Annotated in this window: 7 protein-coding genes; all 7 read left to right on the top strand. The window is 76.0% G+C overall.

Features of this window, described 5'->3' with window-relative positions; genetic code table 11:
- Positions 1-18: 18 nt before the first annotated feature.
- The 7 genes from AB0D66_RS09635 (at position 19) to AB0D66_RS09605 (ending at position 25,442) form a co-directional block, all read left to right on the top strand.
- Positions 19-4,701 carry an amino acid adenylation domain-containing protein gene (locus tag AB0D66_RS09635; protein WP_362299248.1) on the top strand — a complete coding sequence of 1,561 codons (4,683 nt, stop codon included), beginning with the start codon at positions 19-21 and terminating at the stop codon, positions 4,699-4,701.
- A gap of 1,887 nt (positions 4,702-6,588) precedes the next feature.
- The gene (locus AB0D66_RS09630; RefSeq protein WP_362299245.1) at positions 6,589-8,430 is read left to right on the top strand and encodes a non-ribosomal peptide synthetase; all 1,842 of its coding nucleotides are present in this window, start codon (positions 6,589-6,591) and stop codon (positions 8,428-8,430) included.
- Positions 8,427-9,302 carry a thioesterase domain-containing protein gene (locus tag AB0D66_RS09625; RefSeq protein ID WP_362299243.1) on the top strand — a complete coding sequence of 292 codons (876 nt, stop codon included), beginning with the start codon at positions 8,427-8,429 and terminating at the stop codon, positions 9,300-9,302. The genes AB0D66_RS09630 and AB0D66_RS09625 overlap by 4 nt, the downstream gene beginning before the upstream one ends.
- Entirely contained in the window at positions 9,302-10,513 is a 1,212-nt protein-coding gene (locus AB0D66_RS09620; RefSeq protein ID WP_362299240.1) for a cytochrome P450, read from the top strand. The genes AB0D66_RS09625 and AB0D66_RS09620 overlap by 1 nt, the downstream gene beginning before the upstream one ends.
- Before the next feature lie 175 nt (positions 10,514-10,688).
- The gene (locus AB0D66_RS09615) at positions 10,689-10,901 is read left to right on the top strand and encodes an MbtH family protein (protein WP_362299238.1); all 213 of its coding nucleotides are present in this window, start codon (positions 10,689-10,691) and stop codon (positions 10,899-10,901) included.
- Between the two features lie 8 nt (positions 10,902-10,909).
- Positions 10,910-11,908 (top strand): TauD/TfdA family dioxygenase, encoded by a 999-nt coding sequence (locus AB0D66_RS09610; protein WP_362299334.1) that lies wholly within the window; start codon positions 10,910-10,912, stop codon positions 11,906-11,908.
- 46 nt (positions 11,909-11,954) lie between these two features.
- The gene (locus tag AB0D66_RS09605; protein ID WP_362299236.1) at positions 11,955-25,442 is read left to right on the top strand and encodes an amino acid adenylation domain-containing protein; all 13,488 of its coding nucleotides are present in this window, start codon (positions 11,955-11,957) and stop codon (positions 25,440-25,442) included.
- Positions 25,443-25,444 lie beyond the last annotated feature (2 nt).

Genomic DNA, 25,444 nt, shown 5'->3' with positions numbered 1-25,444 from the left:
ACCGAAGGGAACGAGGCCGTGAGCCCGTCCGCCGACCTGCCCGCCACCCCGTCGGGTGCTCCGACCGCCACCCCGCCGGGTGCTCCGACCGCCACCCCGTCGGGTGCTCCGACCGCCACCCCGTCGGGTGCTCCGACCGCCTTCCTGCCGGCCGGCCTGACCGCGGAGGTGCCTGCTGATCCGACCGCCTTCCTGCCGGCCGGCCTGACCGCCGACCTGGCCGCCGACCCGGCCGCCGCCCTGGCCCCCGGCCTGCCCGACGGGCTGGTCCGTACCGCGCCCGTCCCGGGCCTCCAGCGCGGCCTCTGGTTCCTCGACCGGTGGAACCCGCAGGCCGCCACCTACACCACGCCCTGGACGTACGACGTCACCGGCCCGCTCGACCTCACGCTGCTCCAGCAGGCCCTCGACGGCGTGGTCGCCCGGCACGAGACGCTGCGCACCACCTTCGCCCTGTACCCGGGCGGCCCGCGCCAGTACGTCCACCGCACCCTGGCCGTGCCGCTCGCCGTCACCGACCTCCGCGAGCTCCCCGAACCCCGACGCGGCGGCCGCGCCGAGGAGCTGATCGCGGAACGGTCCGCCGAACCCTTCGACCTGACCGCGGGCCCGCTGCTGCGCGCCGAGGCGTTCCGGCTCGCCGACGACCGCACGACGCTCCTCTTCGTGGTCCACCACATCATCTGGGACGGCTGGTCGGCGGAGCTGTTCGACCGCGAACTGGCCGAGTTCTACAACGCGTCGGCCGAGCACCGGGCACCGGTCCTGCCGGAGCTCACCACCCAGTACGCCGACTGGGCGCAGGAGGAGCAGCACACCTCGTACGAGGAGCACCTCGCCCACTGGAAGCGGGCCCTCGACGGCGCCCCCACCCTGCTGGAGCTGCCCGGCGACCGGCCGCGGCCGGCCGAGCGCAGCCAGCGCGGAGCCACCGAGCCGTTCGGCCTGGCCCCCGGCGCCGCGGCCCGGGTCCGGGAGCTCGCCGAGCAGGAGGGCGTCACCCCGTTCACCGTCCAACTGGCGGCCTTCGCCCTGCTGATGGGCCGCTGGACCGGCGCGGACGACCTGCTCGTCGGCACCCCGGTCACCACCCGCAACCGGCCCGAAGTCGCGGACCTGATCGGCTACTTCGTCAACCTGCTGCCCCTGCGCGTCATACTCGACCCCGGTGCCACCTTCCGCGCGCTGCTCGCCGACCTCCAGGACCGTGCCTTCGACGCCTTCGGCTACCTCGACGTCCCCTTCGACCAGCTGGTCGACCTGCTCGCCGCCGACCGCACCCCCCAGCACCCGCCGCTGGTCCAGGTGGTGTTCGGCGCCCACGGCGAGGACCGCACGCCGCCGGCGCTCGGCGCCGCCACCGCCGAGCGCACCGTCCGCTCCAACGGCACCAGCAAGTTCGACCTCACCTGGTCCGTCTTCGAGGGCGCCGACGGCGGCGAACTGCGCGGCGAGGCCGAGTACAGCAGCGACCTCTTCGACGCCGACACCGTGCGCCGCCTCGCGGCCGACTACGCCGACCTGCTGGACGCCGCCCTCGCCGACCCGGACGCCACCGTGCTCCGGCTCACCTCCGCCGGCCCCTCGCACCGCCCGGCCCGGCTCGACCCCGGCCACTGCCTGCACCACCTCTTCGAGCGGGCCGCCGACGCGTACGGCGACCGGCCCGCCGTGAGCGACCGCGACGGCACCCTCGGCTACGCCGAACTCGACCGCCGTGCCAACCGGCTGGCCCACGCCCTGCTCGCCCGAGGGGTGCGGCCGGGCCACCGGGTCGGGCTGCTGCTGGAGCGCACCGCCGCCGTGCCGGTCGCGATCCTGGCCGTGCTCAAGACCGGCGCCGCCTACGTACCGGTCGACCTCGCGGCCCCGGCCGACCGGGCGGCCCTGGTCTTCGGCGACACCTCCGTCACCGTGGTCCTCACCGACCGGCCCGACCGCGCCCCCGAGGGCCCCTGGCAGACCCTCGACCTCGACGCCCGGGCCGAGGAGATCGCCGCCCACCCGGCCGTCCGGCCCCCCGCCGCCGGCCGCCCCGGTGACCTCGCCTACCTCATCTTCACCTCCGGCTCCACCGGCCGCCCCAAGGGTGTCGCCGTGGCCCACGAGCACGTCAGCCGCCTCCTCGACTCCGGCCGGAACCACTTCGGATTCGGGCCGGACACGGTCTGGACGCTGTTCCACAGCTACGCCTTCGACTGGACCGTCTGGGAGCTCTGGGGCGCCCTGCTGCACGGCGCCCGCCTGGTCGTCGTACCCCACCTCACCAGCCGCGCGCCCGAGGAGTTCGCCGGCCTGCTCGAGGAGGAAGGGGTCACCCACCTCTGCCTGACCCCCTCGGCGCTGCGGCAGCTCGAACCGGCCCTGCGCCGCCGTCCGAGAGCCCTGCCCGCCCTGCGGTGGATCATGCTCGGCGGCGAGGCGCTCGACCCGGGCGTGGTCCAGCGCTGGCACGAACTCGATCCGCTGCCGCCCGCCCGGCTGTGCAACCTCTACGGCATCACCGAGACCACCGTCCACGTCACCCTCCACGACGTCGCCGAGGGCGGCGCGGGCTTCGAACGCAGCCTGGTCGGCGAACCCATGCCGCACCTCACCGCGCTCGTCCTCGACGACTGGCTGCGGCCCTGCGCCCCCGGCGTCCCCGGCGAGCTGTACATCGGCGGCGGCAGCCTCGCCCACGGCTACTGGGGCCGCCCCGGCCTCACCGCCGGCCGCTTCGTCGCCGACCCGTACGGACCGCCGGGCGCCCGGCTCTACCGGACCGGCGACGTCGCCAGACGGCTGCCGGACGGCGGGATGGAGTACGTCGGCCGGGCGGACTTCCAGGTGAAGCTGCGCGGCTTCCGGATCGAGCTCGGCGAGATCGAGAACGCCGTCGCCGCGCACCCCGGGATCGACGCCTGCGCGGTCACCGTCCACGAGGACCGGCTCGCCGCGTACGTCACCGGGTGCTCCCCGGCAGAACCCGGGGACCTGCGCGCCTTCCTCGCCCGCTCACTGCCCGAGTACATGATCCCCGCCGGCTTCACCGTGCTGGACGCGCTGCCGCTCACCGTCAACGGCAAGGTCGACCGGGCCGCGCTGCCCGCCCCCGACCGGGTCGCGCCCACCCAGGCCGCCGGCCGGCACGTCGAGCCGCGCACACCGGAGGAGGAGCTGTTCGCCGGCGTCTGGACGGACGTCCTCGGGGTCGGCGGGATCGGGGTCCACGACGACTTCTTCCACCTCGGCGGGGACTCCATCCGCGCCGTCCAGCTGGCCGGCGCCCTGCACGACCGGGGCTGGCAGGTCACCCTGCGGGACGTCTTCAACGCCCCCACCGTCGCCGAACTCCTGCCGCTGGCGCGCCCGGTGGCCGCCGATCCGGCCGCGGACCGGCCGTTCGCGCTGATCGACGAGGAGGACTGGGCCGACCTGCCGGCCGGGATCGTCGACGCCTACCCGATGGTCTCGATGCAGCTCTCCATGGTCTTCCACATGGAGGTCGCCGGAGGCACCGACAGCTACCACAACGTCAACTCCTACCGGATCACCGGAGACCTCGACGAGAGCGCCCTGCGCCGCTCGGTCGAGGAGGCGATGGCCCGGCACGCCGTGCTGCGCACCGGCCTCGACCTCTCCGGCTACGGCGAACCGCTCCAGCTGGTGTACGGATCGCTGCCCGTGCCGGTCGAGTTCGCGGACCTGCGCGGGGTGCCGGAGCCGGCACGGGACGACAGGATCCGTACCGTCTTCGAGCACCACCGGGACCGGCCCTTCGACCTCGCCGAGCCGCCGCTGTTCCGGATCACCGTCCAGCGGCTGGCCGACGACGCCTTCCAGCTCACCATCTCCGAGCACCACGCCATCCTCGACGGCTGGAGCTTCACCTCGCTGCTCACCGAGATCCTCGAACGGCACACCGCGATCGCCGCCGACCCGGCCTCCGCGCCCACCCCGCCACCGCGCACCGCCTTCCGCGACTTCGTCGCGGTGGAACGGGCGGCCGCCGCCGACCAGGAGTCCCTGGCGTACTGGCAGCGGCGGCTCGACGGGGCCACCGGCCAGCTGTGGCCCGGCAGCGAGGACGTGCACGAGCTGCCGCGCACGGTGGAGCGGGTCCTGCCCGACGCCCCCGGGCAGCTGCGGGCGGTCGCGGACGCGCTCGCCGTCCCGGTCAAGTCGGTCGCGCTCGCCGCCCACCTGCACGCCCTCGCCCGGATCACCGGGCGCCGCCGGGTCACCACGGGGCTGGCGATGAACGGCCGGCTGGAACGGCTCGGCGGTACCGAGGTGTACGGACTGTTCCTCAACACCGTCCCGCTGGTCGCCGAGCCGGACGCGGACGACCTGGCCGCGCTGGTGCGGCACGTGCACCGCGAGGAGCTGGACATGATGCCGCACCGGCGGGTGCCGTTCGCCCGGCTGGCCCGGATGATGGCCGACACCGCGCTCGACAGCCAGTTCGGCTACCTGAGGTTCCACGCGCTGGGCCGGCTCAGCGCGGCCCGGATCGAGGACGGCCGGATCGGCTGCGAGCCGACCCTGAGGCACGAGCCCAACAGCTTCGCGTTCGGCGCCTCGCTGATCCAGGACCCGGTGTCGCAGCGCGTGCTGCTCGCCGTGGACCACCAGCGCGCGCTGGTGGACGACGCCGCGGCGGAGGAGTTCATCGACGCCTACGCGACAGCACTGGCCCGCCTGTCGGCCGACACCTGACGCCGCCCCCGCCCGGGCGGGTGCCCCGGCGGCCCGCCGCTCGGCCGCGCGGGCCGTGTACGGAGCCGTACGCCCGCCGCACCCGGCGCGGCGCGGGCCGTGTGCCGGAGCCGTACGCCTGTCGCGCCCGGCCGCGTGGTCCGTGTACGGAGCCGTACGCCCGCCGCACCCGGCCGCGGAGCCCGGCACGTCGGCACCCGCCGCCGACCCGGCCCCGCGCACCGTCGGCCGGCCCGTCCGCCCGCCGTGCTGCCGACGGCGGACGGACGGACCGGGCTCATGCCCGGGCGGATCCGCCCGGGCATGGGCAACCGCAGCGCCGGCCCGCCTCCACCCGGGGACCGGAGCCACCCGCCGCAGGCTGCGCCGCCTGGGGCGGGCGGAGCCCGAACTTGGCCGCTGGCCGGTCTGGTTCGGGGTGCGGAGCCCTTCGGGGACGGCGGCCCGGCCCGGCCCGGCCCGGCCCGGCCGGGGCCGGGCGACCGCCCTGTCGGCCGTTCGCCGAACGGCGGGCTGGGGGTGCGGGGCCGCCCTGGGGCCACTTGGCGCCGGACTCGCACCGGGCAACGCCCGGGCTCGGGCGGCGCACCGGCGGCGGCCCCGAGAGGGGCCGGGCCGGCCGGGCCTGGCGTCTGCCCTGTCGGCCGTTTGTCGCACGGCGGGCTGGTGGTGCGGGGCCATCCTGGGCCACCTGGCGCCGGACTCGCACCGGGGCAGCGCCCGGCCTCGGGTGATGCACCGTCGGCCCCCGAGGGGGCCGGGCCGGCTCGGGTCCGGGTGCGGTGCCGATGCGGTAGGCCGCCTGCCTGGGTCGGGGTGGCGCCGGACCGTTCGAGCTCCGCGTCCCGTCGGGCGTTGGTCTAACGGCCTGGGGGTGCGGGGCCCGTGCCGCTGGGCTCGCACCGCGGCAAACGTCCCGTCGGCGCCCCAAGGGGGGCCGGACCGGCTTGGGCTGGGGGCTGTGCTCCCGCCGTCGCCGCCCCGCCGATGGCGGGGGTCGGCGCCGAACTCGGCCGCTGACCGGCTGGTTGCGGGTGCGGAGCCCGATGGGGGCGGCGCACCGGCGGCCTCGAAGGGGGCTGGGCCGGCTCGGGCGGGGTGTGGTGCCGATGCGGCAGGCCGCCTGCCCGGGGCGGGTGGCGCCGGACCGTCCGAGCTCAGCGTCCCGTCAGGCGCTGGCCGAACCTCCGGGCCGGGGGCGCGGGGCCCGTGCTGGGGCCGCGTGCCACTGGGCTCTCACCGGGGCAACGTCCCGTCGGTGCCCCGACGGAGGCCGGATCGGCTTCGGCCGGGGTGCTGAGGCACCCGCCGCCGGCCGACCCCGCCGACATCGGGGTCGGCGCCGAACTCGGCTGCCGGGCGCAGTGGTTCGGGGTGCGGGAGCCCGACTGGGGCGGCGTGCCGACGGCCCCGAAAGGGTCCGGGCCGGCTCGGGCGGGGCGTGGTGCCGATGCGGCAGGCCGCCCGCCTGGGGCCTGTGGCGCCGGGCCGGTCCGGGTGCCGGACCCGTCAGCAGTTGGCCGTGCCGGGGGGAGGGGCGTTCATGGCCGGGGCGGTGTGAGCCGCGCCCGTCCGGGGCCGGGGCTGTACCGCAGGTCGGTTGCCGCCGGGGTGCGGGTCGGCTCGTTCCGGGGGCGGGGCCTGCACCGCAGGCCGGTTGCCGCCGGGGTGTGGGTCGGTCCGTTCCGGGGGCCGGGCCCGTACCGCAGGTCGGTTGCTGCCGGGCGCGGGTCGGCCCGTTCCGGGGGCGGGTCCGAATCGGAGGTCCCCCGCCGTCGGCCGGCCGGCGGTCGGGCCGTGGGTCCGGTGGGGACCGTGACGACGTACAGCGTGATCCATGCAGCCATACATCCATCCATTCCAGCATCCGAACATCGAGGAGCCCGCATGACCACCTTCGCCGAGCCGGCCACCGTCACCACCACCCCGCCTCCCGCCGCCGCCCCCGGCCTGCTGGCCCGTCTGGCGGAGGTCGTCGCCGGTCAGCCCGGGCGGGCCGCGGTGCACGCCGTCGACGGGAGCCTGGACTTCGCCGCGCTGGAACGGCGTACCGCCGCCCTGGCCCGCGCCCTGCGGGCGCAAGGGGTCCGGCGGGGGGACCGGGTCGGCGTCCACCTCGCCCGCACCTGCGACCTGCCGGTCGCGCTGCTCGCGACCTGGCGGGCCGGCGCCGCGTACGTCCCTCTCGACCCGGCCTACCCGGCCGAGCGGATCGCCTTCATGGCCGCCGACGCCCGCCTCGCGGCCGTGGTCAGCACCGACGCCGCCCCGCCCGTACCCGCCGGGGTCGCGGTGGTCCGCCCGGACGCCGACGCCCCGGAACCGGACACCGGCGGGCCGGCGGCCGGGTTCACCCCGCACCCGCTCGACTCCGCCTACGTCATCTACACCTCCGGCTCCACCGGCCGCCCCAAGGGCGTGGAGGTCCCGCACGGCGCGGTCGCCGACCTCGCCGCCGCCCTCGAACTCAGCGGCGCCTACCGTCCCGAGCCGGGCGTCGTGGCCTGGAACGCCAGCGTCTCCTTCGACGCCTCCGTCCAGCAGTGGATCCGGATCTGCCGGGGCGACACCCTGGTGGTGATCGACGACGCCCGGCGAGCCGAACCGGCCCTCCTCGTCCGGCTGCTCGCCGAACACGGCGTCACCGACCTGGACCTGACCCCCTCGCACTGGCAGCTGCTCCGCGAGCCGCTCGCCGGCGCCCGCGTCCCGCGGCTGTTCATGGGCGGCGAACCGGTGCCCGCCCGGACCTGGCGCGAACTGGCCGACGCCGGTATCGACGCGCTCAACCTGTACGGGCCCACCGAGTGCACCGTCGACGCGATCACCACCCCGGTCACCGGCCCCGGCCCGCACCTGGGCGAGCCGCTGCCCGGCGTCCGCGTCCACCTGCTCGACGGCCGGCTCGCCCCCGTGACGGCAGCCGGCGCGGTCGGCGAGCTGTACCTGGCCGGGCCCGGCCTGGCGCACGGCTACCCGGGCCACCCGGGCCTGACCGCGGGCCGGTTCGTCGCGGACCCGTTCGCACCGGAGCCCGGCGCCCGGATGTACCGCACCGGCGACCAGGCCCGCCGCTCCGCCGAAGGCCTGCTGGAGTACGTGGGCCGGGTCGACCGCCAGGTCAAACTGCGCGGCTTCCGCATCGAATTGGGCGAGGTGGAGCACGCGCTGGGCGCCCTGCCCGGGGTGGGCGCGGCCGCGGTCACCGTCCACGAGGCCGCCCCCGGGGACCACCGGCTGGCCGGCTACGTCACCGGCGCCGCCGTCCGCCCCGCCGACCTGCTGGCCGAGCTGCGCCGCACCCTGCCCGCCCACCTGGTGCCGTCCACGGTGACCGTGCTGGACGCGCTGCCGCTCACCCCCAACGGCAAGGTCGACCACCGTGCCCTGCCCGCCCCGGCGGCGGCGCGGGCCGCCGGACCGGACGCGGCCTCCGGAACGGACGCGCGGGGCGGGGTGGACGAGCAGGTCGCGGAGGTCTGGCGCACCGTGCTCGGCGTGCCCGACGTCGAGCCGACCGACAGCTTCCTCGGCCTCGGCGGCCACTCGCTCGCCGCCCTGCGCGTCGTCCACCTGCTGCGCCGCAAGCTCAACGTCGAGCTCCAGCTCCGCGACCTGCTGGACGCCGATGACCTGGCCGGCTTCACCGCCGCCGTCCGGCGCGCCGCCGCGGCCGGTCCGGCCGCCGTACGCCCCGCCCTCACCCCCCGTCGGGAGGCCGTCCGATGACCACCGTGACCACCGTGACCGCCCTGACTGCCCGGACCGCCGTGACCACCGCGCCCAGCGCACCCGCACCCGCACCCGCCCCGCGCACCGCCCGTCCCCGGATCGAGGGCGACTGGCTCCTCGTCCCCGCTCCCCAACCCCAGCGCCCCGTAAGGCTGTTCTGCTTCCCGCACGCCGGCGGCGACGCCCCCGCCTACACCCCGCTGGCCCGCGCGCTGGCGCCCGTCGCCGAGGTCTGGTCGGTGCGCCCGCCCGCCCGGGGCGGCCGCGGCCGGCATCCGATGCCCCCGGACTTCGACGCCTTGACGGCCGCCGTCGCCGAGGCGCTGACCCCGCACCTGACCGGCGGCGCCGGCGGCAGGTTCGCGTTCTACGGACAGAGCCTCGGCGCCCTGCTCGCCTACGAGGTGGCCCGTGCGCTGCCCGCCGACCGCCGCCCCGAGCTGGTGGTCGTGGCCGGCGCGCCCAGCCCCGCCGAGTGGGCCGGGCGTACGTCCAGGGACCTGGACGCGCCCGAACTCCTCAGGCTGACCGGTCTGGAGGAGGTGGTCGGATCCGATCCGGGCCTGGCCGAACTGGCCCTCGGGGCCATCCGCACCGACCTCGCCGTCAGCGCCACGTACCGCCACCGCCCGCACGCGCCGATCGGTTCCGCGATCCACGCCCTGGCCGGCGCCGACGACCCGATGCTCGCCACCGCCGGCCTCACGGGCTGGGCCGCCCACACCCGGGGAGCGTTCGGCCACGGCGTCGTCCCCGGCGGACACCTCCTCGCCACCGTCGACCGACCCGGCCCGGCCGACCTCCTGACCGCGCTCCTGTCGGGCCGTCAGGCACCCGTCCCGTCCCACCACACCCCCAGGGAGCAGTGATGCTGACCAGCACCGCCACCGCCACCGCCACCGCCGCCGGCACCGTCGACCTCACCGACCCCGACCTGTGGGCCCGGCCCGACACCCCGGCCCTGATCGCCGAGATGCGCCGCGAGGCTCCCGTCCACCTCACCGACACCGTCGACGACGGCCCCGTCTGGTCGGTGCTCACCTACCGGGAGTCGGCGGACGTGCTGCGCAACGCGGCCGTGTTCAGCTCGGAGTCCGGCTCGCTGCTCGGCTCCGGGGAGGGCAAGGTACCGGTCGGCTCGGGCCGGATGATGGCCCTCACCGACCCGCCCCGCCACCGCGACCTGCGCGCACCCGCCAACCCGTTCTTCTCGAAGGGCGGGGTGCGCGGCGCCGCCCGCTCGATCGTCGAACGGGCCGGCGAGCTCTTCGACCGGGCCGTCGAGCAGGGCGAGGCGGACCTGGTCGACGTGGTCTCCGCACTGCCGCTCGCCGTCATGTGCGACCTGCTGGACGTGCCCGAGAAGGACCGCGACATGGTGGTCCGGGTCTGCGACGCGGCCTTCCTCGGCAGCACGCCGGAGGAGCGCCGGGCCGGGCACCAGCAGCTGATCCCCTACCTGCTGCACCAGGTCATGCTGCGCCGCTCCGACCCGCGCGACGACCTGATCTCCATGATGGCCACCTACAAGGTCGGCGGGCGGCTGCTGCCGATCGAGGACGTGGTGCTCAACCTGGACAACATCGTGGTCGGCGGTGTCCAGACCGTCCGCCACACGGCGGCCATGGGCCTGCACACGCTGGTCCAACGCCCCGACCTGTGGCAGAAGTTGCAGCGCGGCGAGGTCTCCATGGACTCCGCCGTGGACGAGCTCCTGCGCTGGACCTCGGTGGGCCTCCACACGCTGCGCACCGCCACCCGGGACGTCGAGCTCGGCGGCAGGCAGATCCGCCGCGGGGACCGGGTCGCGGTCTGGGTGTGGTCCGCCGACCGGGATCCGGAGGCCTTCGACCAGCCCGAGGAGATCCGGCTCGACCGCTCGCCCAACAAGCACCTCGCGCTGGGCCTGGGCGCCCACTACTGCATCGGAGCCCCCCTGGCCAAGGCCGAGCTGAGCGCCCTGTACGCGGCCGCGCTGGAGAAGGCGGCCCTCATCGAGCCGACCGGGCCGGTCCGCTACAACCGCTCGATCATCAACTTCGGCCTGGACCACTTCCCGGTCCGCCTCACCCCGCGCTGACCGGCCGCCCCCGGCGCGGCTTCGAAGCGACGAGGCGTCGGGGCGGCGGCAGCCGGACGCCGAGGCGCACGCCGCAACTGCCGCTCACCTGCCGCACCTTGTGCCGCAGCCGCCCGTCCGGCGCCCCTACCTTCGAATCACACCCCAGCACACCTCTCACCCTGCGGAGACCACCATGAGCAACCCCTTCGAGGACGACAACTCCGGCTACCTGGTCCTGGTCAACGACGAGAACCAGCACTCGCTGTGGCCGGTCTGGATCGACGTGCCGGCCGGCTGGACCACCGTCCACGGCGAGGCCGGCCGCCAGGAGTGCCTCGACTGGATCGAGGCGAACTGGACCGACATCCGCCCGGCGAGCCTGCTCGCCACCCTCGACCAGCGGTGAGCGCCACCATGCCGACCTGGGAGCTGAACCCGGGCCGCCCCGCCCTCGCCCGGGTGCCGGCCACCGCGGACCTCGCCGAGGCCTGCGCGTGGCTGCGGGAGAACGAGGCCGCGCTGACCGCCGCCCTGCACGAGCACGGCACGATCTTCCTGCGCGGGCTGCCCGTGGCGGGGAGCGCGGACGTCGCCGCCGTCCGCGACGTGCTGATCCCCGAGCCCACCCCGTACCGGGAGAAGGCCACCCCGCGCAGCGACTTCGGCAACGGCGTCTTCTCGTCCACCGACCTGCCGCCGGCCCAGTCGATCCGGATGCACAACGAGAACAGCTACACCCTGACCTTCCCCGGCCGGTTGCTGTTCGCCTGCCTCACCGCGCCCGGGAGGGGCGGCGCCACGCCGACCGCCGACGTCCGCAAGGTGCTCGCCGCGCTCCCCGACCACTTGGCGCAGCGGGGCCGGTCCTCCGGCTGGACGCTCACCCGCAGCTACTCGGACTACCTCTCGCTCGGCTGGCGCACCGCCTTCGGGACCGAGGAGCGCGCCGACGTGGAGCGGTACTGCCGGGAGAACGGCATCGCCTGGGAGTGGCAGCCGGACGGCAACCTGCGCACGAGCCAGCTGCGTTCGGCCACCATCCACCACCCGCACACCGGTGAGGAGGTCTGGTTCAACCACCTGGCCTTCTGGAACGAGTGGTCGCTCGACCCGGACATCCGGGAGGCCATGGTCGAGGAGTTCGGCCCGGACGGGCTGCCGTTCAACACCGGTTTCGGCGACGGCGAGCCGCTCACCCGGGAGGACGTGGACGCCCTCAACGCGGCCTACGACGCCGCCACCGTCCGCGAGCCCTGGCAGGCCGGCGACGTGATGCTGGTCGACAACGTGCTCTGCGCGCACGGCCGCGACCCGTTCGGCGGCGACCGGAAGATCGCCGTCGCGATGGGCCGCCCCGTCGACCTGCCGGACTGCCGGCCCACGGTGCACCCGACCACCGCAGTCCCCGCCTGAGGCACCCGAACACCATCCACGCCGTGACGTGAGCAGAGGAAGCACCGTGATCCCGGTTTCGTACGCACAACAGCGTCTCTGGCTGATCGACCAGATCGAAGGGCCGACCGCGCTCTACAACCTGCCGTTCGCGGTGCGCCTGCGCGGCACGCTCGACACCGCGGCGCTGCGCGCCGCGACGGCGGACGTGGTCGCCCGGCACGAGGCCCTGCGCACGGTGTTCCCGGTGGCCGGGGGAGTCCCGGTGCAGCGGATCCTGCCGTCGGCGGAGGCGGAGTTCGCCTTCGAGACGGTGGACTGCGCACCGGACGACTACCCCGCCCTGCGGGACCGCGCCGCCGCCCACGCCTTCGACCTGAGCTCCGAACCGCCCTTCCGGATCACGGTCTTCACGCTCACCCACGCCCGACCCCACGCCGGGCCCGCCGCCGAGCACGTACTGCTCCTCGTGCTCCACCACATCGCCGGCGACGGCTGGTCGCTCGGCCCGCTGCTGCGCGACCTCACCGAGGCGTACACCGCCCGCCTGGACGGTCACGCCCCCGACTGGGAGCCGCTGCCGGTCCAGTACGCCGACTACGCGCTCTGGCAGCGCGAAGTGCTCGGCGAGGAGGACGACCCCGAGAGCCTGATGAGCCGCCAGCTCGCCTACTGGCGGGAGCTGCTGGCGGGTCTGCCGGAGGAGCTGGAGCTGCCGGCGGACCGCCCCCGCCCGCCCGCCCCGACCGGGGCCGCCGACGCCGTGGCGTTCGGCTACGGGCCGGAACTGCACGCCGCGCTGACCGGCCTGGCGCACAGCCACCGCGCCACCCTGTTCTCCGTCCTGCAGGCCGGCCTCGCCGCACTGTTCACCCGGCTCGGCGCAGGCACCGACATCCCGCTCGGCACCGGCGTGGCCGGCCGCTCCGACGAGGCGCTGAACGACCTGGTCGGCTTCTTCGTCAACACCCTGGTGCTGCGCACCGACACCTCCGGAGATCCCACCTTCGCCGAACTCATCGGCCGGGTCCGGGAGTCCCAGCTCGACGCCTTCGCCCACCAGGACGTGCCGTTCGAGCGGCTGGTCGAGGAGGTCAACCCGGCCCGCGCCCTCGGCCGCCACCCGCTGTTCCAGACCCTCCTCGTGCTCCAGAACCACGAGGAGGGCGAACTCGGCCTGCCAGGCATGGAGTCGGCGCCCGAACCGCTCGGCCTGCGGGTCGCCAAATTCGACCTCAACATCGGCGTCACCGAGCGGCGCACCCCCGACGGCGCTCCCGACGGCCTCACGGGATCGGTCGAGTACGCGGCCGACCTCTACGACCGCGCCACCGTCACCACCCTGTTCGAGCGCCTGGGCCGGCTGCTGGCCGCCGCGGCCGCCGACCCGCGGGCGCCGATCGGCACCCTCGACATCCTCGCCCCCGAGGAGCGCGGCCGCCTGCGCGACGAGTGGAACGCGACCGCAGCCCCCGTCCCGTCCGGCTCGCTGCCCCAGCTGTTCGAGGCGCAGGCCGCCCGCACCCCGGACGCGACGGCCCTGGCCCACGACGGCGGCGCCGTCGGCTACGCCGAGCTCAACGCCCGCGCCAACCGGCTGGCCCACCACCTGATCGCGTCCGGCGTCGGCCCGGAGTCCCCGGTCGCCCTGCTGATGGAGCGCTCCGTCGACCTGGTCGTCGCCACCCTGGCCGTGCTCAAGGCCGGCGGCTGCTACGTCCCGATGCACGCGAGCCTGCCGCCGGAGCGGATGGCCCAACTGCTCGCGGACACCGCCGCCCCCGTGCTGCTGACCGACCGGCCCGACCCGGGCTTCCCGCACACCGCCGTCGTGGTCCGGCCCGGCGACGAGGCGGACGCGCCGGCGCACGACCCCGGCCTCGCCGTCCACCCCGACGCGCTCGCCTACGTGATGTTCACCTCCGGCTCCACCGGCACGCCCAAGGGCGTCGCGGTCCGCCACCGCGACGTCGTCGGCCTCGCCGCCGACCGCCGCTGGCAGGACGGCCGGCACCGGCGGATCCTGCTGCACTCCCCGCACGCCTTCGACGCTGCCACCTACGAGCTGTGGACGCCCCTGCTGTCCGGCGGCACGGTGGTCGTCGCCCCGCCCGGCAGCCTGGACGCCGCCGCCCTGCACGCCGTCACCACCCGGCACGCGGTCACCGCGGTCTTCCTCACCAAGGCCCTGTTCGACCTGGTCGCCGAGCAGGCCCCGGAGACCTTCCGCGCCCTGCGGACGGTCTGCACCGGCGGCGAGGCCGCCTCCGGCACCCTCATGCGGCGGGTCCTCGACCACTGCCCCGACCTGCTGCTCGCCCACGTGTACGGGCCCACCGAGGCCACCACCTTCGCCACCCACCACCCGCTGGCCGCCGCCGACCTGGCCGGGCCCCGGCCGCCGATCGGCGCCCCGCTCGACAACATGCGCGCCCACGTCCTCGACGCCCGGCTGCAGCCCGTCCCGCCCGGCGTCCCCGGCGAGCTGTACGTGGCGGGGGCCGGCCTGGCCCGCGGGTACTGGCACCGGCCCGCGCTGACCGCCGAGCGCTTCGTCGCCGACCCGTACGCGCCGGGCGAGCGGATGTACCGCACCGGCGACCTGGTCCGCCGCCGGGCCGACGGCGCGATCGAGTTCCTCGGCAGGATCGACGGCCAGGTGAAGCTGCGCGGCTTCCGGATCGAGCCGGGCGAGATCGAGGCGGTGCTCTCGGGCCACCCGGCCGTCCGCCAGGTCATCGTGATCCCCCGCGAGGACCGGCCCGGCGACACCCGGCTGGTCGGCTACTGCTCGGTGCACGGCTCCGCCCTCGCGGACGATCCCGAACTCGGCGCGCAGCTGCGGCGGTTCGCTGCCGAGACGCTCCCCGGCTACATGGTCCCCTCCGCGGTGGTGGTCCTGCCGGCCCTGCCGCTCAACGCCAACGGCAAGGTGGACCGGCGGGCGCTGCCCGCTCCCGAGACGGGCGCCGCGGACGCCGACGGCCGCGCCCCGCGCGACGAGCGCGAGCAGGCCCTGTGCACGCTCTTCGGCGAGATCCTCGGCATCGACGACATCACCATCGACGACGACTTCTTCGAACTCGGCGGCCACTCGCTGCTGGCCACCCGCCTGGTCGGCCGGGCGCGCACCGAACTCGGCGCCGAACTCGCCATCGGCGACCTCTTCCAGGCCCCCACCGTCGCCGACCTCGCCGCCAGGCTCGCCACCGAGCCGGCCCGGGCCGCCCTGCGCCCCGAACCCCGGCCCGAACGCCTGCCGGTCTCCTTCGCGCAGCGCCGGCTGTGGTTCCTCGGCCAGGCGGAGGGCCCCGCCGCCACCTACAACGTCACCCTCGCCCTGCGGCTCACCGGGCCGCTGGACGCGGCCGCCCTGGAACGCGCGCTCGGCGACGTCGCCGCCCGCCACGAGAGCCTCCGTACGGTCTTCGGCGAGCACGACGGCGTGCCGTACCAGCGGGTGCTGCCCGAGCCCCCGGCCCCGCTGCTCACCGTCACCGACCGACCGGTGGGGGAGCTGGTGGGCCACACCTTCGACCTGGCCGTCGACGTCCCCCTGCACGCGTACCTGCGCCGCGAGTCGCCCGAGGGGCCCGAGTCATCCGAGTCGTCCGAGCCGTCCGAGGAGCACGTACTGCTCCTGGTGATGCACCACATCGCCAGCGACGGCTGGTCGCTGCGGCCGCTCTTCCGCGACCTCGCCGAGGCCTACACCGCCCGGCTCGGCGGTGAGCCGCCGGTGTGGGAGCCGCTGCCGGTGCAGTACGCCGACTACACCCTGTGGCAGTACCGGACGCTGGGCGCGGACACCGACCCGCAGTCCCCGCTCTCCCGCCAACTCGACTACTGGCGGCAGGCGTTGGCCGGCCTGCCGGACGAGCTCGAGCTGCCGCTGGACCGGCCCCGCCCGCCGGTCGCCGGCCACCGGGGCGACGTCGTCCCGCTGGAGCTGGACGCGGACCTGCACGCGCGGCTCGCCGAGCTGGCCGCCGCGAGCGGAGCCACCCTCTTCATGGTGCTCCAGGCCGCCTACGCCACTCTGCTGCACCGCTTCGGCGCCGGCGACGACCTGCCGATCGGCACCCCGCTGGCCGGCCGCCTCGACCCGGCCCTCGACGAGCTGGTCGGCTTCTTCGCCAGCACCCTGGTGCTGCGCACCGACCTCGCCGGCCGGCCCACCTTCGCCGAGCTGCTGGCCCGGGTCCGGGACGCCGACCTGGCCGCCTACGCGCACCAGGAGGTGCCCTTCGAGCGGCTGGTCGAGGAGCTCAACCCGGCCCGCACGCTGGCCCGGCACCCGCTCTTCCAGGTGATGATCGCCTTCGACAACACCGCGGGCGGCGGGCCCGAGTTCCCCGGGACCCGCACGGCCTACGAGCCCCTCGGCCTGCCCACCACGGCCTTCGACCTCACCCTCAACCTCTCCGAGCGCCACCACCCGGACGGCGCCCCGGCCGGCCTCGAAGGCGGCCTGGAGTTCGCCACCGAGCTGTTCGAGCGGACCACCGCCGAACGGCTCGCCGAAGCCCTGCTGCGCCTGCTGGCCCAGGTCGCCGAAGACCCGCACCGCCCGGTCGCCGAGCTGGACGTCCTGGGCGAGGCCGGCCGGTCCGCGCTGGCCGAGTGGCACGACACCGCCCGGCCCGTCGGGGACCTCCTCGTCCCGGAGGCCTTCGCCGCCCAGGTGGCCGCGACCCCGGACGACACCGCCCTGGTCTTCGGGGAGACCCGGCTCACCTACGCCGATCTGGACGCCCGCGCGAGCCGCCTCGCGCACGGCCTGACCGCCGCCGGCGCCGGCCCGGAGGACGTGGTCGCGCTCGCCCTGCCCCGCTCCGCGCAGTCCATCGTCGCGGTCCTCGCCGTGCTCAAGGCCGGCGCGGCCTTCCTCCCGCTGGACGCCGAATACCCCCGCGACCGGATCGCCCACATGCTGGCCGACGCCCGCCCGGCGGCCGTGCTCACCGCTGCCGGCTGGCCGCTGCCCGAGGTGCTGGAGGGCTTCGCCGTCCTGGACGCCGACGAGCGGACCTGGGCCGACCGGCCCGCCGACACGCCTCCCGTCCGCGTCCACCCCTCCAACGCCGCCTACGTGATCTACACCTCCGGCTCCACCGGCCGCCCCAAGGGCGTCGTGGTCCGCCACGGCGGGTTCGCCAACCTGCTCGCCTTCCACCGCGGCGAAACCATTCCCGCCGCCCGACAGGCCCGCCCCGGGCGCAGGTTCACGTTCGCCCAGAGCGCCTCGCTGTCCTTCGACACGGCCCTGGAAGCGCTGCTCTGGATGGTCGCCGGCAACGAACTCCACCTGCTCGACGACGACCTGCGCCGCGACGCCGCCGCGATGGTGCGCTACGCCGAGCGGTCCGGCGCCGACGTCCTGGACGTGACCCCCGGCCAGGCCGAGCGGCTGGTCGAGGAGGGCCTGCTCGACCGCTGCCGGCCGGCCCTCCTGATGATCGGCGGAGAAGCCCTCGGCCAGAGCCTGTGGGCCTGCCTCACGGCCGCACCCGACACCGTCGTGCTCAACATGTACGGCCCCACCGAGTGCACCGTCGACGCACTGCACCACCGGCTCTCCGCGGACCCCCGCCCGCTCATCGGCCGCCCGCTGCCCAACCTCCGCGCGCACGTCCTGGACGCCGGCCTGCGGCCCGTCCCGCCCGGCGTCCCCGGCGAGCTGTACCTGAGCGGCGCCGGGCTGGCCCGCGGCTACCTGGGCCGCCCGGGGCTGACCGCCGAGCGCTTCGTCGCCGACCCGTTCGCCCCGGGGGAGCGGATGTACCGCACCGGCGACCTCGCCCGGCGCCGCCCGGACGGCCGGGTCGAGTACCTGGGCCGCACCGACCACCAGGTCAAGGTGCGCGGCTTCCGGATCGAACTCGGCGAGATCGAGACCGTCCTGGCCGCCCACCCCGACGTCCTGCAGGCCGCGGTGCTGCCCCACCAGGAGGGCGCGGACGGGGCCGGCACCCGGCTCGCCGCCTACGTCGTGGCGCGCACCCCGCTCGACCCGGCCGAGCTGCGCGCCCACGCGGCCGCCGCCCTTCCGGACTACATGGTCCCGGCCGCCTTCGCCACGCTCGAAGCGCTGCCGCTGGGCGTCAACGGCAAGCTCGACCGGTCCGCACTGCCCGCCCCCGACTTCGCGGTGTCCACCGGCGGACGGGCGGCCCGGACGGCGCGCGAGGAGATCCTCTGCGGCCTGGTCGGCGAGGTGCTCGGCGTCACCGGCCCGGTCTCGGTCGACGACGACTTCTTCGCCCTGGGCGGGCACTCGCTGCTCGCCACCCGGCTGCTCAGCCGGGTCCGTGCGGTGCTCGGCGCCGAACTCGGCATCCGGGACGTCTTCGAGGCGCCGACGGCGGCCGGCCTGGCCCAGCGCCTGGACGGCTCCGCGGCCCGGCTCGCGCTGACGGCCGGGCAGCGCCCCGAGCGCCTGCCGCTCTCCTCCGCCCAGCAGCGGCTGTGGCTGATCGACCGCATGGAGGGGCCGAGCGCCCTCTACAACATGCCGCTCGCGCTGCGCCTCACGGGCCCGCTCGACCCGGCCGCCCTGAAACTCGCCCTCGGCGACCTGGTCGCCCGGCACGAGATCCTGCGCACCGTCATCGCCGAGCACGACGGCGAGCCCCACCAGCTGGTCCTCGCCCCCGGCGAGGCCGCGCTCCCGGTCGAACCGCTCGACTGCGCACCGGAGTCGGTGGACGAGGAGGTCGAGCGGGCCGCCCGGCGCCCCTTCGACCTGGCCGCGGAACCGCCCGTACGGGTCACCCTGCTCCGGGTGGCGCCCGAGGAGCACGTGCTGGTCCTCGCGCTGCACCACATCGTGGGCGACGGCTGGTCGATGGGCCCGCTGCTGCGCGACCTCACCGACGCCTACACCGCCCGCGAGGGCGGCTCGGCGCCCGACTGGCAGCCGCTGCCCGTCCAGTACGCGGACTACGCCCTGTGGCAGCGCGAGCTGCTCGGCGACGAGGACGACCCCGACAGCCTGGTCTCCCGCCAGCTCGCCTACTGGCGCGACACCCTGGCCGAACTCCCCGAGGAGCTCACGCTCCCCGTCGACCGGCCGCGCGGAGCCCGCGCCGACCACCGGGGCGACCGGGTCGCCCTGCCCATCGGCGCCGAACTGCACACCGCGCTCGTCGAGTTGAGCCGTGAGCACCGGGTCACCCTGTTCATGGCCTTCCAGGCCGGGCTGGCCGCGCTGCTGACCCGGCTCGGGGCCGGCACCGACGTGCCGATCGGCTCGGTGGTCGCCGGCCGCTCGGACGAGGCGCTGGACGACCTGGTCGGCTTCTTCGTCAACACCCTCGTCCTGCGCACCGACACCTCCGGCGACCCGACCTTCGCCGAACTCCTGGGCCGGGTCCGGGAGACCGGGCTCGGCGCCTACGCCCACCAGGACGTGCCGTTCGAGCGGCTGGTCGAGGAGCTCAACCCGGCCCGCTCGCTGGCCCGCCACCCGCTCTTCCAGGTGGCGATGGTGCTCCAGTCCAACTCCGGGGCCGAGCTGGAGCCGGCCGGCCTGCGCGCCGAGGCGCTGGCGGCGGACACCGGAGTCGCCAAGTTCGACCTCAACGTGACCCTGGAGGAGTTCCTCGGTCCGGACGGCGAGCCCGCCGGACTGGACTGCGCGATCGACTTCGCCACCGACCTCTTCGACCGGGAGACCGTCGAGTCCCTCGCCGCCCGCTTCGGCCGGCTGCTGACGGCGATGACGGCCCGGCCCGAGGGGCGGATCGGCAGCGCCGACCTGCTGGCCGAGGGCGAGCGCGCCGGACTCCTCGGCGGCCACCGGCCGCTGCCCGCCGAACTGCCCCTGGTCCCGGACGCCTTCGCGGCCCAGGCCGCGGCCACGCCGGACGACACCGCCCTGGTCTTCGGGGAGGCCCGGCTCACCTACGCCGAGCTGGACGCCCGCGCGAGCCGCCTCGCCCACGGACTGCGGGCCGCCGGCATCGGACCCGAGGACGTGGTCGCGCTCGCCCTGCGCCGCTCGGTGGACACGGTGGTCTCCCAGCTCGCCGTGCTCAAGGCCGGCGCGGCCTTCCTCCCGCTGGACGCCGAATACCCGCTCGAGCGCACCGCCCACATGCTGGCCGACGCCCGCCCGGCGGCCGTGCTCACCCACACCGGCTGGCCGCTGCCCGAGGTGCTGGAGGGCTTCGCCGTCCTGGACGCCGACGAGCGGACCTGGGCCGACCGGCCCGCCGACACGCCTCCCGTCCGCGTCCACCCCTCCAACGCTGCCTACGTGATCTACACCTCCGGCTCCACCGGCCGCCCCAAGGGCGTCGTGGTGAGCCACGGTTCGATCGCCGGGCTGCTGGCCGCCCATCAGGCGGAGACCTTCGCGGGGCCCACCCGGACGCACGGCCGGCTGCGCGCCGCGCTGACCGCCTCGCTCTGCTTCGACGCCTCCTGGAACAGCCTCCTGTGGATGGTCGCGGGCCATGAGCTGCACCTGATCGGCGAGGACCTGCGCCGCGACCCCGCCGCCCTGGTCCGGCACCTGCGGGCGGCGGCTGTCGACGCCGTCCAGTTCACCCCCACCTACGCCGAACAGCTCATCGCCGAAGGCCTGCTGGACCAGCCCGCACCCCGCGTGGTGCTGCTGGGCGGCGAACCGATCGGCCAGGCCCTGTGGACCCGTCTGCGCGAGGCTCCGGCCACCACCGGCCACAACCTCTACGGCCCCACCGAATGCACCGTCGACACCCTGCTCCAGGCGTACGGCGACTCGGAGCGCCCCACCATGGGCCACACCGTCCTCGGCACGCGCGCCTACGTCCTGGACGAGCAGCTGAACCCCGTCCCCGCGGGCGTCCCCGGCGAGCTGTACCTCGCCGGCGACAGCCTCGCCCGCGGCTACCTGGGCCGTCCGGCGCTGACCGCCGAGCGCTTCGTCGCCGACCCGTTCGCGCCGGGGGAGCGGATGTACCGCACCGGCGACCTGGTCCGCCGCGGCCGCGACGGCCGGATCGACTACCTGGGGCGGACCGACCACCAGGTCAAGATCCGCGGTTTCCGGATCGAACCCGGCGAGATCGAGCACCTGCTGACCCGGCACCCGGCGGTCCGCCAGGCCGTGGTCGCCCCGCACGAGAGCCCGGACGGGGACCGCCGCCTGGTCGCCCACTGCGCGGTCACCGCACCCAGCCCCGAACTCTCCGTGGAACTGCGCAGGTTCGTGGCGCAGACACTGCCCGCCCACATGGTCCCGGCGGCGGTCGTCACCCTCGACGCGCTGCCGCTGACCGGCAGCGGCAAAGTCGACCGGCGCGCCCTCCCCGCCCCCGACTTCCGGCTCTTCGCCGGCGGCAGGGCCGCCCGCACGGCGCGGGAGGAGCTGCTCTGCGGCCTCCTCTCCGAGGTCCTCGGGGTGCCGGGACCCCTCTCCGTCGACGACGACTTCTTCGCCCTCGGCGGGCACTCGCTGCTCGCCATGAGGCTGGTCAGCCGGGTCCGTGCGGTGTTCGCCGCCGATATCGACGTCCGGGACGTCTTCGAGGCGCCCACGGTGGCCGGCCTGGCCCAGCGCCTGGACGGCGCGGGGAGCCGGCTCGCCCTGACCGCCGCCGAGCGCCCGGAGCGGCTTCCGCTCTCCTTCGCCCAGCAGCGGCTCTGGCTGATCGACCGCATGGAAGGCCCCAGCCCCCTCTACAACCTCCCGCTCGCCCTGCGCCTCGCCGGCCCCCTCGACCCGGCCGCGCTCGAACTCGCCCTCGGCGACCTGGTCGCCCGGCACGAGATCCTGCGCACCCTGATCACCGAGCAGGACGGCGAGCCCCGGCAGCGGATCGTCCCGGCCGCCGAGGCCCGGGTGCCCTTCGACCGCCGCACCACCCCGCCCGCCGACCCGGCGGCCGCCCTGACCGAGTGCACCGAGACCCCCTTCGACCTGGCCGCCGAACTCCCCGTACGCGCGCACCTCTTCCCGCTCGACTCGGACGAGCACCTGCTCGTGCTCGTCCTGCACCACATCGCCGGCGACGGCTGGTCCATGGACCCGCTGCTGCGCGACCTGGCCGACGCCTACGCCGCCCGCCGGGCCGGATCGGCGCCCGACTGGCAGCCCCTGCCCGTCCAGTACGCGGACTACGCGCTCTGGCAGCGCGAGCTGCTCGGCGACGAGGACGACCCGGAAAGCCTGGCCGCCGGCCAACTCGCCTACTGGCGCGACACCCTGGCGGGACTCCCCGAGGAGCTGTCACTGCCCGTGGACCGCCCCCGGCGGGCGGACAGCGGCCACCGCGGCGACCGCGTCGTCCTGCCGCTCGGCGCCGAACTGCACCGGGCCCTGGTCGACATGTCGCGCGAGCACCGGGTCACGATGTTCATGACCCTGCAGGCCGGGCTGGCCGCGCTGCTGACCCGGCTCGGGGCCGGCACCGACGTGCCGATCGGCTCGGTGGTCGCCGGCCGCTCGGACGAGGCGCTGGACGACCTGGTCGGCTTCTTCGTCAACACCCTCGTCCTGCGCACCGACACCTCCGGCGACCCGACCTTCGCCGAACTCCTGGGCCGCGTCCGGGAGACGGGGCTCGACGCGCACGCCCACCAGGACGTGCCGTTCGAGCGGCTGGTCGAGGAGCTCAACCCGGCCCGCTCGCTGGCCCGCCACCCGCTCTTCCAGGTGATGCTGCTGCTCCAGGGCGGGGCCGGCGCCGGTTCGCCGGGCGGACCCGGCGAAGCCCCCCTCGACCTGGGCGGGCTGGCGGCGGCCGTCGAACCGGTCGGCGGGTACGCGGCCAAGTTCGACCTCTCCGTCGCCCTGGGCGAGTCCTTCGACGCCGAGGGCGCGCCCGCCGGCCTGGAGTGCGCGATCGACTTCGCCACCGACCTGTTCGACCGGGAGACCGTCCAGTCCATCGCGGTCCGGCTGGGCCGCCTGCTGACGGCGGTCGCGGCCCGCCCCGACCGGCCCATCGGCCGGATCGACCTCCTCTCCGCCGACGAGCGCACGGAACTCCTCGACACCGGCAGCGTGTTGCCGGCGGAGGTCCCGCTGCTGCCCGCCGCCTTCGAAGCCCAGGCGGCCCGCACCCCGGACGCGACCGCCCTGGTCGCCGGGGACACCCGGCTCAGCTGGGCCGAGCTCAACACCCGCGCCAACCGCCTCGCCCACCGCCTGACGGCCGCGGGCGCCGGCCCGGACACGGTGGTGGCCCTGGCCCTGCCGCGCTCCGCGGAGACCGTGATCGCCCTGCTCGCCGTCCTCAAGGCGGGAGCCGCCTCGCTCCCGCTGGACGCCGAGTACCCGGCCGACCGGACCGCCGCCATGCTGGCCGACGCCGCGCCGACGCTGGCCGTGACCGGCGACGGCTGGCCCCTGCCCGAACTCCTCGCCGGACTGCCCCTCCTGACGGCGTCCCCGGCTCATGAGGCGTACGGGCCCCACGAAGCCGACCGGAGCGCCACAGCCAACCCGGCGCCCCGCGCCACCGCCTCCGACGCCGCCTACGTGATCTACACCTCGGGATCCACCGGCCGCCCCAAGGGCGTGGTGGTGAGCCACGGTTCGATCGCCGCGCTGCTCGCCTCGCACCGCTCCGCCACCGGCCCCATCGGCGCCACCGAGCGCCCGCACGGCAGGCAGCGCGTCGCCCTCACCGCCTCGCTCTGCTTCGACGCCTCCTGGGACGGCCTGCTCTGGCTCGCGGCCGGCCACGAACTGCACCTGGCCGGCGACGAGGTCCGCCGCGACGCCGCCGCACTGGTCCGGTACCTGCGGACCGAGGCCGTCGGTGTCCTGGAGGTCACCCCTTCCTTCGCCGAACAGCTCCTCGAAGAAGGCTTGTTGGACGAGCCCGCGCCGCGCGTGGTGCTGCTCGGCGGCGAGGCGGTCGGCCAGGGCCTGTGGACCCGCCTGCGCGAGGCGCCCGCGACCACCGCCCACAACCTCTACGGCCCCACCGAGTGCACCGTCGACGCGCTCACCCAGCCGTTCGCCGCCACCGGGCGCCCCGCCCTCGGCCGCACCGTCCTCGGCACCCGCGGCTACGTCCTGGACGAGCACCTGAACCCCGTCCCCGCCGGCGTCCCCGGCGAGCTGTACCTGGCCGGCGCCGGGCTGGCCCGCGGCTACCTGGGCCGCCCGGGGCTGACCGCCGAGCGCTTCGTCGCCGACCCGTTCGCCCCGGGGGAGCGGATGTACCGCACCGGCGACCTGGTCCGGCGCACCCGGGAGGGCGACCTCGCCTACCTGGGCCGCACCGACCACCAGGTCAAGATCCGCGGCTTCCGCATCGAACCGGGGGAGATCGAGCACGTGCTGACCCGCCACCCCCGGGTCCACGCCGCCACCGTGACGGTGTACGAGGACGGCGCCTCCGGCCCCCGGCTGGTCGCCCACGTCGTGGCGGACGGCCCGCTCGACCGGGCCGAACTGCGCGCCTTCGCCGCCCGGTCGCTGCCCGGCTACATGCTCCCGGCCGCCCTCGTCCCGCTCGACGCGCTGCCGCTGACCGCCAGCGGCAAGGTCGACCGGCGGGCGCTCCCCGCGCCCGACTTCCTCTCCTCGCCCACCGGCCGCGCACCGCGCACACCGCACGAGGAGCTGCTCTGCGGCCTGTTCGCCGAGGTCCTCGGCCTCCCCGGGCCGGTCTCCATCGACGACGGCTTCTTCGACCTCGGCGGCCATTCCCTCCTCGCGATGAAACTGCTCGGCCGGATCCGCACCGCGCTCGGCGCCGACCTCGGCATGCGGGCGCTCTTCGAAGCCCCCACCGCGGCCGCCCTGGCCCGGCGCCTCGCCCTGGACCCCGACCGGTCCGGCGCGTCCGGCGACGACGCCCACGGCGCACTCGACGTCCTCCTCCCGCTGCGCGCCGGGGGCACCCGCGCCCCGCTGTTCTGCGTCCACCCCGCCGCGGGCATCAGCTGGGTCTACTCCGGGCTGCTGCGCCACCTCGAGCCGGACCGCCCGGTCCACGGCCTCCAGGCGCGCGGTCTGCGCGGCGGCTCCCCGTCCTGCGTCACCGAGATCGCCGAGGACTACGTACGGCAGATCCGCGCGGTCCAGCCGGAGGGGCCGTACCACCTGCTCGGCTGGTCCTTCGGCGCGGTGGTCGCCCAGGCGATGGCCGTCGCCCTGCAGGACGCCGGCCGGGAAGTGGCGCTCCTCGCCCTCCTCGACGGGCTCCCCGCCGACCCCGCCCGGTACGCCGCGGGCGGCCCCCCGTCCGCCGACGACCCGGTCGACACCCTCGCCGAACTGCTCGCCTCACTCGGCTACGACCCCGCCGACGGACGCGGCCAGGCCGACCTCACCGCGCTCCTCGGCGAGGCCGCGGGCGTCCTGCCCGACGTGTTCGAGCAGCACCGCAAGCTGATGGCCGAACACGTGCCGGACCGCTACCGGGGCGACGCCGTCTTCTTCGGCGCCACCCTCGACAAACCCGCCGACTGGCCCTACGGGGCGGCCTGGCTCCCGTACGTCGACGGCCGCGTCGAGGAGCACCGCATCACCTGCACGCACGGCGCCATGACGCAGCCGGAGCCCGTCGCACGGATCGCCGCCGTGCTCGCCACGAAGCTTGGAGAGTGACC

The organism is Streptomyces sp. NPDC048270, from assembly GCF_040652335.1.
Classification (GTDB): domain Bacteria; phylum Actinomycetota; class Actinomycetes; order Streptomycetales; family Streptomycetaceae; genus Streptomyces.
Note: the sequence above shows the minus strand (reverse complement) of the source record. Positions and strands in the feature narration are given on the sequence as shown.